The 12,902-nt window shown below is 59.9% G+C and carries 11 protein-coding genes; 10 read left to right on the top strand and 1 reads right to left on the bottom strand.

The annotated features are described in order from the left end of the window. Nucleotides 1–4: 4 nt before the first annotated feature. Nucleotides 5–940, top strand: coding sequence for a PfkB family carbohydrate kinase (locus tag H8695_RS01425; protein WP_249299042.1), 936 nt, complete (start codon nt 5–7; stop codon nt 938–940). Between the two features lie 312 nt (nt 941–1,252). Here H8695_RS01425 and H8695_RS01420 read toward each other — a convergent pair whose 3' ends face one another. Next, nucleotides 1,253–2,032, bottom strand: coding sequence for a DeoR/GlpR family DNA-binding transcription regulator (locus tag H8695_RS01420; protein ID WP_249299041.1), 780 nt, complete (start codon nt 2,030–2,032; stop codon nt 1,253–1,255). A 329-nt stretch (nt 2,033–2,361) separates the two neighbouring features. Here H8695_RS01420 and deoC point away from each other — a divergent pair, with 329 nt between their 5' ends. The 9 genes from deoC (at nt 2,362) to H8695_RS01375 (ending at nt 12,899) form a co-directional block, all read left to right on the top strand. Beyond that, the gene (gene deoC, locus H8695_RS01415; RefSeq protein ID WP_249299040.1) at nt 2,362–3,024 is read left to right on the top strand and encodes a deoxyribose-phosphate aldolase; all 663 of its coding nucleotides are present in this window, start codon (nt 2,362–2,364) and stop codon (nt 3,022–3,024) included. A 1-nt stretch (nt 3,025) separates the two neighbouring features. Further along, the gene (locus tag H8695_RS01410) at nt 3,026–3,919 is read left to right on the top strand and encodes a dihydrodipicolinate synthase family protein (RefSeq protein ID WP_249299038.1); all 894 of its coding nucleotides are present in this window, start codon (nt 3,026–3,028) and stop codon (nt 3,917–3,919) included. Nucleotides 3,920–4,144: 225 nt separating this feature from the next. Continuing rightward, on the top strand, nt 4,145–4,729 hold the full coding sequence (locus H8695_RS01405) for a HutD/Ves family protein (protein WP_249299036.1): 585 nt from the start codon (nt 4,145–4,147) through the stop codon (nt 4,727–4,729). An 81-nt stretch (nt 4,730–4,810) separates the two neighbouring features. Continuing rightward, nucleotides 4,811–6,346: a histidine ammonia-lyase gene (gene hutH, locus H8695_RS01400; RefSeq protein WP_249299034.1), complete on the top strand. Its 1,536-nt coding sequence runs from the start codon at nt 4,811–4,813 to the stop codon at nt 6,344–6,346. A 28-nt stretch (nt 6,347–6,374) separates the two neighbouring features. Beyond that, the gene (gene hutU / locus H8695_RS01395; RefSeq protein WP_249299032.1) at nt 6,375–8,399 is read left to right on the top strand and encodes a urocanate hydratase; all 2,025 of its coding nucleotides are present in this window, start codon (nt 6,375–6,377) and stop codon (nt 8,397–8,399) included. 14 nt (nt 8,400–8,413) lie between these two features. Beyond that, nucleotides 8,414–9,310 carry a glutamate formimidoyltransferase gene (gene ftcD / locus H8695_RS01390; protein ID WP_249299026.1) on the top strand — a complete coding sequence of 299 codons (897 nt, stop codon included), beginning with the start codon at nt 8,414–8,416 and terminating at the stop codon, nt 9,308–9,310. A 13-nt stretch (nt 9,311–9,323) separates the two neighbouring features. Continuing rightward, nucleotides 9,324–10,580 carry an imidazolonepropionase gene (hutI, locus tag H8695_RS01385; protein WP_249299024.1) on the top strand — a complete coding sequence of 419 codons (1,257 nt, stop codon included), beginning with the start codon at nt 9,324–9,326 and terminating at the stop codon, nt 10,578–10,580. A gap of 6 nt (nt 10,581–10,586) precedes the next feature. Beyond that, nucleotides 10,587–12,257 (top strand): formate--tetrahydrofolate ligase, encoded by a 1,671-nt coding sequence (locus H8695_RS01380; RefSeq protein WP_249299022.1) that lies wholly within the window; start codon nt 10,587–10,589, stop codon nt 12,255–12,257. A gap of 15 nt (nt 12,258–12,272) precedes the next feature. Beyond that, nucleotides 12,273–12,899 carry a cyclodeaminase/cyclohydrolase family protein gene (locus H8695_RS01375; RefSeq protein ID WP_249299020.1) on the top strand — a complete coding sequence of 209 codons (627 nt, stop codon included), beginning with the start codon at nt 12,273–12,275 and terminating at the stop codon, nt 12,897–12,899. The last annotated feature ends 3 nt before the right edge of the window (nt 12,900–12,902 follow it).

Below are 12,902 nucleotides of genomic sequence, written 5' to 3'. Positions count from 1 at the left end.
GACCGTGAGTGAGCGCGTCTTTGTACTGAACAGCTACGTCTGGCTCTACACCTTTTACAGCCGCAAGCTGCCCGCCGTGGGCGAGACGGTCCCCGGTCACCGGCTCTACGAGTCGGGCGGCGGCAAGGGCGTCAATCAGGCCTATGCCGCCCAATACGAGGGGGCCGAGGTTGAAATCGTCGGCCGCGTCGGTGACGACCCCGCAGGACGTATGTGCTTTACCGAGTGCGAACGCGTCGGCGTGGGCTGCCGCTATGTGCAGATCGATCCTGAGACTCCCACCGGCGCCGGTGCCATTCTCAGCGACGACGCTGGAAACAATGAGATCGTCATTGTGCCCGGCGCCAGCGACAAGTTCTGCCCGCAGGACTTCGAGGCGGCGCGCGCGTACATCGAGACCTGTAAAATCGGCGGTTTCCAGTTCGAGGTCAATCCTGAGACGGTCGCCTACGCCATTCGCGAGACCCACCGGATGGGAATTGAGACCTTTCTCGACCCGTCGCCAGTAGTCCCTTTCGATGAGGAGCTCTACCGGAGCCTGACCTACATCAAACCCAACGAACACGAGGCCTCGCTGCTGACCGGCATACCGGTCAGCGACGTGGCGAGCGCTGCACAGGCGGGCAGATGGTTTCTCGACCGGGGCGTGAACCGCGCCGCTATCATCACGCTCGGCGCGCAGGGCTGTGTTCTCGTCACACGCGACGGCCACCGCCACTACCCCGCTCCCGAAGTTCCGGTGCTCGACACCGGCTGCGCGGGTGACACCTTCGCCGGCAGTTTCATCGCCGCCGTCGCGGGAGGATGCAGTCTGGAAGAGGCCGTGCGCCGCGCGAGCTGTCTGTCGGCGCTGATCGTTTCGCGGCCGGGGGCAATGCTCACCAATTTCTTCAACAGTGACAACGATCTCGCGGCAATACGCGCAAACTACCATCCATAGCAAAAGCCCCCGCCAATGGCGGGGGCTTTTCTTTAAGTAAATAGGTCCACTCTGCTGACAGAGCGGACCTATTTTATAACGAGCGAAGTGAGTTTCATAAAACACAACCGCTAACGGAGGGAGCGTCCTGTGCGACCGACCGTTTCATCTGTAGCTGTTTTTTATAACGAGCGAAGTGAGTTTCATAAAACACAACCACTAATGGAGGGAGCGTCCTGTGCGACCGACCGTTTCATCTGTAGCTGTTTTTTATAACGAGCGAAGCGTGTTTCATAAAACACAGCCTTAAACTAGAGCACCACGGCTGTTTTTTTATACGATTTGCAGTTCGATGCTCATACGGTGAATTTTATCCACCCACTCCTCCGAGACGCCGCTGTCAGTGATGATCGCGTCTATTTTCGAAAGCGGCGCGAAAAAGGCGGGACGGATTTTGTCAAACTTACTTGAGTCAACCAGGAGGATATGCTTGAGACCAGACTCGATGATCGCGCGCTTTGTCTCTACCTCATAGAGGTTCGCACAGGTGATTCCAAGGTTCTCGCTGACGCCCGCCGCCGAAATGAAGACCTTGGTTGCGCGGGTGCGGCGGATGAGGTTGATGCCCTCCGGGCTCTCAAACATCTGGGTATTGGCGTGGTAGACGCCGCCCGCGAAGAGAATGTTGCTGCTCTTTTTCTTGAGCATTTCGAACATTGTGTTGGCGTTGTAGCACAACACCGTAATCGCAAGGTCATCGTCAATGTAACGAACCAGTTTTTCCGTTGTGGTGCCAGTGTCAATGATGATGATATCACCGGGCTCGATCATAGCGGCAGCCGCCTTGCCGATGCGGATTTTCTTCTCCTCGTTGACCAGCTTCTCGTCCGACAGCTCATAGTTCCTTTTGTCGACGACGTCCGCATTCTCGGGGTTGTAGATGGCAACGCCGGAAATGTAGTTGATCACATTCTGCTCACGCAGCTCGTAGAGGTCGCGGCGGACCGTCATCTCGGATACCCCCAGCATGTCTGCAATCTCTTTGATGGAGGCCCCGTTATTCACTTTCAAGTAGCCGATGATCTGCTCGATTCTCTGTGTCTTCTTGCTCATATGGCACACTCCCATTCGTCGCGGCTCGCGTAAGCGGCCTGTCGCCGATGCAACACAGACCTCTTATCTATAATTTAACACAAATATCATACAATGTAAATAAGTTTGCGCCTGTTTTTGTTACCTTTATTAGCGTGAAAAAATCAAATATGAAAATATTCACAAAAACGTTTCTGATTTTTCGGCATTTTGATATTTTTTACTGATATTTGCTAAAATAGTTGACATTTATAGAACTGTAAACTATATTAATGTTAATAAATGATAATTTTATTAACATTTTTATTTTGCTCACATTTTATTTTTTACTTTCTAAGGAGGACTGTATCATGACCCACAGCGAGATTCTGAGCCACATTGACCACACTCTCTTAAGGCCCACATCCACCTGGGAGGAAATCAAGGTCATCTGTGAGGACGCGCTCAAGTACCGGACCGCCTCCGTCTGCATCCCCCCCTGCTATGTCAAGCGTGCGAAAGAGGCCTATCCGCAGCTGAACGTCTGCACCGTCATCGGTTTTCCGCTTGGCTACTGCGTCACCGAGGTCAAAGTGTGTGAGGCCAAACAGGCCATTGCCGAAGGCGCGAGTGAGATCGACATGGTCATCAACGTCTGCGACGTGAAAAACGGCGACTTTGACAGAGTGTCCGCCGAGATCGGCGCGCTGCGCCGCGCCACCGAGGGCTCTGTGCTCAAGGTCATCATCGAGACCTGCTATCTCACCGAGCAGGAGAAGATTCGCCTGTGCGAAATCATCACCGAACAGAAAGCCGACTTCATCAAGACCTCGACCGGCTTCGGCACCGCCGGCGCCAAGCTCGAGGACATTCAGCTCTTCAAACGCCACATCGGTCCGGACGTCAAGATGAAAGCCGCGGGCGGCGTCAAGACGGCCGCTGACCTTGAGGCATTCCTCGGCGAGGGCTGTGAGCGCATCGGCACAAGTTCAGCCGTCAAAATTCTCGCCGGCGAGGCGGCTCAGGGGTACTGATATGGGCGCGCTCAATCTGCGCGGCGTATCAACTGAGATGTTCACTCCCCTGCGGGAGGACGGCTCCATCGACTGGTCCGCTCTCGAGAGGCTCGTCTCATTTCAGATTTCCGCCGGGGTCCGTGCGCTCTTTCTGCACGGCGTGGGAACCGAGACCATTTTCATGACAGCCGATGAACAGGTGGAGCTCGTTCGCCGTACGGCGGCTTTCGCCGGCGGCAGACTCCCTGTCATCGCAAACGTCATCCACCCCTCACTGGAGCATTCTCTGCAGCTGCTCGAATGCTTTGAGCAGGCCGGCGCCGACGCCGTCTCCCTCTGTCCGCCGGGGCTTCTCGCCTACAGCGAGGCGGGGCTTTCGGACTACTTTGAGACGCTCATGGCTCACGCCGGTGTCCCGGTCTGTCTGTACAACATGCCGCAGTCGCAGAACACCCTCTCCCCCAGCCTTACAGCGCGGCTAATTAACGAAAATAAGAATGTCTTCGCCTACAAGGACAGCACGCAGAACATCATCCATCTGCAGTCCGTCGCAGGGCAGCTCACCCGACAGGATGTCTGTCTGCTCGCTGGGAGCGACGCGACCATCTTCCCCACTCTGGCTCTCGGCGGCGAGGGCGTGGTCTCGTTTCTGTCCACGGTTTTCCCCGCTCCCGTAAAGCGGATCTGTGAGCGCTATTTTGCCGGCGATCTCGCCGGAGCAAGATGCGCACAGTATGAGCTTCTGCGGCTGCGCGACGCGCTCAAGGCCGCGCCGAACACAGCGGGCTACAAATATGCCGGCGTTTTGACGGGGCTGATGGAAAACGACGTGGTACGCCCTCCCCTGACGCGCACGGACGCGGCTGCCGCACAGCGTCTTCGCGGGTCTCTGCAGGCACTCGGGCTTCTGTGAATCCACCAAAAACAGCTTCTCATATTTTCCCCCTTGCAGACAGACCTGCCGACCCGATTGGCAGGTCTGTTTTTTCGCTTTATCATGCTACTTTGCGGGGCTTTTGTCGCTTTACATGACTACTAAGCTGACTACTTTTTCAAAACGATGGAAATTTGCCGGACAGTTCGCTATGATGGACTCAAAGGACTTTTCCTACAACTAATACAAAGCTAAGGAGGCAGTATGAAGACACAGCTTCTGCACCCCGCCGACTACCGCACCACCGACTGGTCGGGCGGGTCCACAACCGAGCTCTTTCTCTATCCTCCCGGCGCCGACTATGCGGCACGAAACTTCCTGTTTCGCATCAGCTCCGCCACGGTGAACGAATCGCCGTCCGACTTTACGCTGCTGCCCGGCTTTGAGCGCTATCTGATGATTCTCGGGGGGGAACTCTCGCTGAAATTCGATGCGCTCGCGCCCGTAAAACTCGCCGCCTTTGACTCGGTGAGCTTTCCCGGCGGCATCCGCACGGTGAGCGCCGGTACGGGGCGCGACTTCAATCTCATGGTGGCCGAGGGGCACGGCGGCTCTCTTCTCGCCATACAGCCGGGCGAGACCCACGCGCTCAGCGGCGAGAGTTCGCCCGATTTTGTACTTCTCCATGCACCGCTCGGCGCGGCCGAGCTCGCCATCGGCGGGGTGCACCATACGCTCGGCGAGGGCGACAGTTTGCTTCTGAGCGAACTGCCCGCGAGGCTTCAAGTCACAAACAAAAGTGAACAACCGGTGATCTGTTGCAGCACAACGCTGAAAAAAACGCTTTAAATTCTGTTGTATTTCATACACCAGACCTGAATACAGAAAACTCAAAACATGATATTATGTAAAAAATAAGGAGGAACCAGTATGTCAACCATCTATCTTGACGGCGAGACTCTCTCCATCGACCAGGTGGTCGAGGTCGCGCGCCACGGCGCAAAAGTGGAGCTCACGAAAGAGTCCATCAAAAAAATCGAGGACTCCCGCAAGCTCGTGGAGCGTTTTGTCGAGGAAAAGCGCGTCATCTACGGCATCAACACCGGCTTCGGCCGCTTCTCAGATGTCGCCATCTCCGACGAGGAACTCGACGAGCTGCAGCGCCGGCTGATCTATTCGGATGTCTGCGGCATCGGTGAGCCCTTTGACACCGAAATTGTGCGTGCTATGATGGTGCTGCGTGTCAACGCCCTCGCAAAGGGCTTTTCAGGCATCCGCCTGGTGACGGTGCAGACTCTCCTTGACATGATCAACAAGGGCGTCCACCCGATTGTCCGCGAAAAGGGCTCGGTCGGCTCGAGCGGCGATCTCTGCCCGCTGTCCCACATGGTGCTCCCGCTCATGGGCGAGGGCGAGGCTGAGTATCAGGGCGTTGTCATGCCGGGCGGCGAGGCCATGAAGAAAGCCGGTATCACCCCCGTGACTCTCAAGGCCAAGGAGGGCCTTGCGCTGATCAACGGCACCTGCGCCATGATGGGCGTCGCGGTGCTCGCGGTCCACGATGCGCTCATCCTCTCGAAGTCGGCCGACATCACCGCGGCTCTCTCCCTCGAGGCGCTCGAGGGCATCACCGACGCCTACGATCCGCGTGTGCACCACGCCCGCCCGCACGAGGGGCAGATCCATGTCGCCGAGAATCTGCTGCGCATCGTTGAGGGCAGCAGGCTCACCACCCACCAGGGCGAAAAGCGCGTACAGGATGCCTACACCCTGCGCTGCGTCCCGCAGATTCACGGCGCGAGCCGCCCGGCGCTCGAGTATGTCAAGGGCGTCATTGAGACCGAGATCAACTCCGCCACCGACAACCCGCTGATCTTCCCCGACGACAAGGGCGGCGCGGTCTTCTCCGGCGGCAACTTCCACGGCCAGCCGGTCGCGATTGCCATGGATACGCTCGCCATTGCCATGAGCGAGTACGCCAACGTCTCCGAGCGGCGCATTGAGCGGCTTTTGAACCCCGCTCTCTCCAATGGTCTGCCGGCTTTCCTGTGCAACAACGGCGGCCTCAACTGCGGCTTTATGATCCCGCAGTACGCGGCGGCTGCCGTCGTCAGCGAGAACAAGGTGCTCGCCCATCCGGCGAGCGTCGACTCCATCCCGACCTCCGCCAACCAGGAGGACCATGTCAGCATGGGCACCATCGCCGCGCGCAAGGCCCGCACTGTCATCAGCCACGTCGCGTCGGTCCTCGGCATTGAGCTGATGTGCGCCGCTCAGGGCGCCGATTTCCGCGGGGCCGACAAGCTCGGCCGGGGCACAAAGGCCGCCTACGATCTCTTCCGCAAACACGTGGAATTTATGGAAGATGACCGGATTTTCTGCTATGATATGGATAAGGCCGCAAAGCTCATCCAGAGCGGCGAGATCCTCAGTACGGTGGAGCACGCGATCGGTGCTCTGAAATAAGACGACATTTGAGTGAGGAGGCAGTACCATGATTGACAATAAGACGATGGCCCAGGCCATGACCGTGAAGCTCGACGGGGAGCTTCCCCCCTATCCGAAATTTGTCGAAGGCATCCGCCGCGCGCCCGACCGCGGCTTTCGCCTGACGCAGGCGCAGGCCGAACTTGCACTGAAAAATGCGCTGCGCTACGTCCCCGAACAGTGGCACGAGACCCTCGCGCCCGAATTCATGGAGGAGCTTGTGACCTATGGGCGCATCTACGCCTATCGCTTCCGCCCCGAGGGCAGAATCTACGGCAAGCCCATCGACGAGTACAAGGGCAACTGCATCGAGGGCAAGGCCTTTCAGGTCATGATTGACAACAACCTCGACTTTGAGGTCGCGCTCTACCCCTATGAGCTGGTCACCTACGGCGAGACCGGCAGCGTCTGCCACGACTGGCTGCAGTACCGCCTGATCAAAAAATATCTCGAGGTTCTCACACAGGATCAGACCCTTGTCATGGCCTCCGGCCATCCGGTCGGCCTGTTCCCCTCCAAACCCACGGCGCCGCGTGTCATCATCACCAACGGCCTGATGGTCGGCATGTTCGACAATCTTCAGGACTGGGAGATTGCCGAGGAGATGGGGGTCGCCAACTACGGTCAGATGACCGCCGGCGGCTGGATGTACATCGGCCCCCAGGGCATCGTCCACGGCACATTCAACACCATTTTGAACGCCGGCCGCCAGAGGCTCGGCATCCCCGCCGACGGCGATCTGCGCGGATACACGTTCGTCTCCTCCGGTCTCGGCGGCATGAGCGGCGCGCAGCCGAAAGCGGCTGAGATCGCCAACGCCGTCGGCATCTTCGCCGAAGTCGACGCCTCGCGCATCAAGACCCGCCACGACCAGGGCTGGGTTTCAGTTGTGACAGAGAGCCTCGAAGAGACTTTCCGCATCGCCGAGGAGTACCTCGCGAAAAAAGAGACCATCTCCATCGCCTACCACGGCAACATCGTCGATCTGCTCGAATACGCCGTCAAAAACAACAAGAAGATCGATCTGCTCTCGGATCAGACCTCCTGCCACAACGCCTATGAGGGCGGCTACTGCCCGCAGGGGCTGACCTTTGCCGAGCGCACCGAGATGCTCGCGCACGACCGCAAAAAATTCCATGAGCTCGTCGACCAGTCGCTGCGCCGCCACTACGAACTCATCAAGACCCTCACCGAGCGCGGCACCTACTTCTTCGACTACGGCAACTCGTTCCTCAAAGCCATCTACGATGCCGGCGTCAAGGAGATCAGCAAAAACGGCGTCGACGAGAAAGACGGCTTCATCTTCCCGTCCTACGTCGAGGACATCATGGGACCGGAGCTCTTCGACTACGGCTACGGCCCGTTCCGCTGGGTATGCCTGTCCGGTGATCCCGCAGATCTGCACGCCACGGACGAGGCGGCGATGAGCTGCATCGACCCGAGCCGCCGCGCGCAGGACCGCGACAACTGGGTGTGGATTCGCGACGCCGAGAAAAACAAACTCGTCGTCGGCACGCAGGCGCGCATTCTCTACAGCGACGCCGAGGGCCGCACGCGCATCGCCCTGAAATTCAACGAGCTTGTGCGCGAGGGCAAAATCGGCCCTGTGATGCTCGGGCGCGACCACCACGATGTCAGCGGTACCGACTCCCCGTTCCGTGAGACCTCAAACATCAAGGACGGCTCGAACGTCATGGCCGACATGGCCACCCAGTGCTACGCGGGCAATGCCGCGCGCGGCATGAGCCTTGTCGCGCTGCACAACGGCGGCGGCGTCGGCATCGGCAAGTGCATCAACGGCGGCTTCGGCATGGTGCTCGACGGCAGCGAGCGCGTCGACGAAATTCTCAAATCCGCCATGATGTGGGACGTCATGGGCGGCGTCGCGCGGCGCAGCTGGGCGAGAAATCCCCACGCCATGGAGGTCGCAAAGGCCTACAACGAGAACTATGCGGGCAAGGGTCACATCACCCTGCCGTTCATCCCGGACGACGAGCTGGTCAAAAAGACCGTCGCCGCCAAAGTCAAATAAAGAGGAGAAAAATTATGGCTAAACTCATTGAGTGCATCCCGAACTTCAGCGAGGGCCGCCGCAGCGAGGTCATCGAGGCCCTCGTCAGCGAGGCGCAGTCCGTACCGGGCGTGATTCTGCTCGACCACTCGTCGGACGAGAGCCACAACCGCAGCGTGTTCACCATGGTCGGCTCCCCTGAGGGCATTGGGGAAGCGGCGTTCCGCCTGGCAAAAAAGGCCGCCGAGACCATTGATCTGACCAAGCATACCGGCGAGCATCCGCGCATGGGCGCCGTCGACGTCGTGCCTTTCGTGCCGATTCAGGACGTGACGATGGAGGACTGCATCACCCTGTCGAAGCAGGTCGCCGAGCGTGTCAACAGCGAACTCGGCATTCCGGTCTTCCTCTATGAGGAGTCGGCAAGCGCCCCAGAGAGAAAGAATCTCGCCGCCATTCGTAAGGGCCAGTTTGAGGGTATGCCCGAAAAGCTCAAAGACCCGAAGTGGCAGCCCGACTACGGCAAGGCGGAAATTCACCCGACAGCGGGCGTTGTCGCCATCGGCGCGCGCGCTCCCCTGGTGGCGTTCAACATCAACCTCTCCACCTCGGATATCCAGATCGCCAACAACATCGCCAAGATCATCCGCGAGTCCTCCGGTGGGCTTAAATATGTCAAATCCATCGGCGTCATGCTCGAGGACCGCAACATCGCCCAGGTCTCGATCAACATGTGCAACTACGTCAAGACCCCGCTCTACCGGGTGTTTGAGCTCGTGCGCGCCGAAGCGGCGCGCTACGGCGTGCAGATCATTGGCAGCGAGATCATCGGCCTGACGCCGATGAACGCTCTGGTCGACAGCGCCGAGTACTATCTCAAGCTCGAAAACTTCGACTCCAAGGTCCAGGTGCTCGAAAACCACCTGCTCTGATCGGGGGTACGGGATGAACAGTCATGCCGATCTGCTGATCAAAAACATCGGTCTGCTCGCAACGCCCACCGGCAGCGTCCCCAAAGCGGGCGCTGCCCAGGGCCAGATCGAGACACATGAGAACGTCTGTGTCGCGATGGGCGGCGGCGTCTTTCTCGGTGTGGGCAGCGAAGAGCAGCTGCGCTCTTTCGTTGACGCCGACACCGCCGTGCTCGATGCGGGCGGCTGCCTTGCGACGCCCGGCCTCGTCGATGCGCACACCCACCTCGTCTTCGGCGGCTGGCGGCAGCATGAGCTCGGGCTCAAGCTGCACGGTGTTCCCTATCTCGACATTCTCAAAAGCGGCGGCGGCATCCTCTCGACGGTACGCGCGACCCGTGCGGCCTCGCTCGATGAGCTCGTCGGCAAGGGCGTGGGGCTGCTGCACACCATGCTGGAGCACGGCACCACCACCTGCGAGGCCAAGAGCGGCTACGGCCTGTCGACCGAGGAGGAGAAAAAGCAGCTGCTGGCCATTCGCAAGCTTGACGACATTCAGCCGGTCGATCTCGTGGCGACCTTTATGGGAGCTCACGCATTGCCCGAGGAGTACAGTGACGACCGAGAGGGCTATGTGCGCCTGCTCATCGAGCAGATGATCCCCCTCGTCGCGAAAGAGCGTCTGGCAGAATTCTGCGACATCTTCTGCGAGACCGGCGTCTTCTCCGCGGAGGAGTCCCGCCGGATTCTCACCGCCGCGCGCGAGCACGGTCTCAAAACCAAGATCCACGCCGACGAGATCGACGCCATCGGCGGCGCCGTCCTCGCAGGCGAACTGCCGACCCACTCGGCCGAGCATCTGATTGCGGCCGACGACGAGGGCCTCGCCGCCATGGCCAGAGGCGGCACCATCGCCGTCGTGCTCCCTGCGACCTCTTTCTACCTCGGCAAGCCCTTTGCTCGGGTGCAGGATATGATGTCTCTCGGCATTCCAGTTGCGGTGGCCAGCGACTTCAATCCGGGCTCGAGCCCGAATCTGTCGCTTCAGCTGCCGATGAATCTCGCCTGCTACCAGTACAAAATGACGCCGGAGCAGGTGCTCACAGCGGTCACGCTCAATGCGGCGGCGGCCATCGGCCGCGCCGAAACCGTCGGCACGGTCGAACCGGGCAAAAAGGCCGATCTCGTGCTCTGGGACGCGCCGGATCTCGACTTTATCTTCTACCGCTACGGCAACAACCAAGTCAGAACCGTCGTCAAAAACGGTACTGTCATGATAGAAAGGGGATAACGACCAATGAAAACCGACATCGAAATCGCACAGGCCGCAAAGCTTGAACCCATCGGCCAGATCGCAGCAAAGCTGGGGCTTCATGAGGACCAGATCTCCTGCTACGGCAAGTACAAGGCCAAGATCGATCACCGTCTGGTCGCCCAGTATGAGGGCAAACCTGACGCCAAGGTGATTCTTGTCACCGCGATCACCCCCACCCCTGCGGGCGAGGGCAAGACCACGACGACCGTCGGCCTCGGCGACGCGTTCACCAAGCTCGGCAAGCGCGCCGTGGTGTGTCTGCGCGAGCCGTCTCTCGGCCCGGTCTTCGGCGTCAAGGGCGGCGCCGCCGGCGGCGGCTATGCCCAGGTTGTTCCGATGGAGGACATCAACCTGCACTTCACGGGCGATCTGCACGCCATCGGTGCGGCAAACAACCTCTGCGCCGCCATGATTGACAACCACATCTACCAGGGCAACGCCCTCGGCATCGACCCGCGCCGCGTCACCTGGCGGCGCGTAGTGGACATGAACGACCGCCAGCTGCGCTGCGTCGTCGACGGCCTCGGCGCGAAGACCAACGGCATGCCCCGTGAGGACGGCTTCGACATCACCGTGGCGAGCGAGGTCATGGCGGTGTTCTGCCTGGCAAGCGACCTCGAGGATCTCAAGGCGCGCCTTGCGAAAATGGTCGTCGCCTACACCTTTGCGGGCGAGCCGGTCACCGTCGCCGATCTGCATGCCGAGGGGGCCATGGCTGCTCTGCTCAAGGACGCTTTCGACCCGAATCTCGTACAGACTCTCGGCGGCACGCCCGCCATCATCCACGGCGGACCGTTCGCGAACATCGCCCACGGCTGCAACAGCGTGATTGCGACCAGACTCGGCATGAAGCTCGCCGACTACACCATCACAGAGGCCGGCTTCGGCGCGGACCTCGGCGCGGAGAAATTCATCGACATCAAGTGCCGCAAGAGCGGCATCCGCCCGTCGGCGGTGGTGCTCGTCGCCACCGTGCGCGCGCTCAAGCACCATGGGGGCGTCGCCAAGGCCGAGCTCAACAGCGAGAATCTCGACGCGCTCAAAAGCGGCTTTGAGAATCTCGAGCGCCACATCAAAAACGTCACCGAGGTGTTCGGTCTCCCCTGTGTGGTCGCCATCAACCGCTTCCCCTCCGACACCGAGGCGGAGCTCCAGTTCGTCAACGACGCCTGCGCGAAGCTCGGTGTGCCGGTCTCTCTGTCCGAGGTCTTCTCCAAGGGAGGCGACGGCGCCGTGGATCTCGCCGAAAAGGTCATGGCCCTTGCCGACGGGGAAAACCACTTCCAGTTTGTCTACGACGAGAACGACTCCATCAAGGCCAAAATTGACGCTGTGGCGAAAAAAGTCTATGGTGCGGCTTCGGTTACCTTTGACCGCGGCGCGGCCAAAACAATCGCCGATATCGAGGCCATGGGCTATGGCAATCTGCCCATCTGTGTGGCAAAAACCCAGTACTCTTTCTCGGACAATGCAAAGCTTCTGCGTGCGCCGAGCGGTTTTGTGATGAATGTGCGCCAGGTCCGCCTGTCCGCCGGCGCGGGCTTTGCCGTCGTCATCATGGGCGACGTCATGACCATGCCGGGTCTGCCGAAAGCCCCGGCGGCCGAGAAAATCGACATTGACAGAGACGGTGTGATCACCGGCCTGTTCTGATCGAAAGGAGCGCATATGAATCTGTCTGAATACCGGGTAAACGACTTTATCCACGAGCTCGCAAGCGACTCCCCCGCTCCCGGCGGCGGCTCGGCTTCGGCGCTGGCGGGCTCCATCGGCTCGGCACTCTGCTCCATGGTCGCATCGCTGACCGCCGGCAAGGAGAAATATCGCGAGCATGAGGCGCTCATGCAGGAGCTCATCGAGCAGACGGCGGTGCTCACCGACGGCTTTCTCGACAGCATCGACAAGGACACCGAGGCATTCAACGGCGTGAGCGCCGTCTTCGCAATGCCCAAGGGCACCGACGAGGAGAAAGCCGCCCGCCGCGCCGCCATGCAGGACGCGCTCAAAGCGGCGACCAGGGTGCCCTACTCCATGATGGAGCTCTCGCTTGCCGCGCTCGAGCTTGTCGAAAAGGCAGTCGGCCGTTCCAACACCAATGCCGCATCCGATCTCGGGGTAGCGGCTCTGAATCTCAAGGCTGCCGTGCAGGGCGCATGGCTCAACGTGCGCATCAACCTCGCCGGTATCAAGGATGAGGCCTTTGTCATGAAGTACCGCAGCAGAGGCGAGGGAATCCTCGTCAAGGCCCTCCCTCTCGCCGACCGCATCTATGCAGATATTCTCAATTCCCTGTAACAG

This window comes from Feifania hominis (genome assembly GCF_014384765.1).
GTDB classification, from domain to species: domain Bacteria; phylum Bacillota; class Clostridia; order Oscillospirales; family Feifaniaceae; genus Feifania; species Feifania hominis.
This window is presented reverse-complemented; position numbering and strand designations above follow the sequence as displayed.

Coding starts and splice junctions, on each gene's coding strand:
- deoC (WP_249299040.1), top strand. CDS start 2,362: ATGACCCACAGCGAGATTCTGAGCCACATTGACCACACTCTCTTAAGG.
- hutI (WP_249299024.1), top strand. CDS start 9,324: ATGAACAGTCATGCCGATCTGCTGATCAAAAACATCGGTCTGCTCGCA.
- H8695_RS01380 (WP_249299022.1), top strand. CDS start 10,587: ATGAAAACCGACATCGAAATCGCACAGGCCGCAAAGCTTGAACCCATC.
- H8695_RS01420 (WP_249299041.1), bottom strand. CDS start 2,032: ATGAGCAAGAAGACACAGAGAATCGAGCAGATCATCGGCTACTTGAAA.
- hutU (WP_249299032.1), top strand. CDS start 6,375: ATGATTGACAATAAGACGATGGCCCAGGCCATGACCGTGAAGCTCGAC.
- H8695_RS01405 (WP_249299036.1), top strand. CDS start 4,145: ATGAAGACACAGCTTCTGCACCCCGCCGACTACCGCACCACCGACTGG.
- H8695_RS01410 (WP_249299038.1), top strand. CDS start 3,026: ATGGGCGCGCTCAATCTGCGCGGCGTATCAACTGAGATGTTCACTCCC.
- H8695_RS01375 (WP_249299020.1), top strand. CDS start 12,273: ATGAATCTGTCTGAATACCGGGTAAACGACTTTATCCACGAGCTCGCA.
- ftcD (WP_249299026.1), top strand. CDS start 8,414: ATGGCTAAACTCATTGAGTGCATCCCGAACTTCAGCGAGGGCCGCCGC.
- hutH (WP_249299034.1), top strand. CDS start 4,811: ATGTCAACCATCTATCTTGACGGCGAGACTCTCTCCATCGACCAGGTG.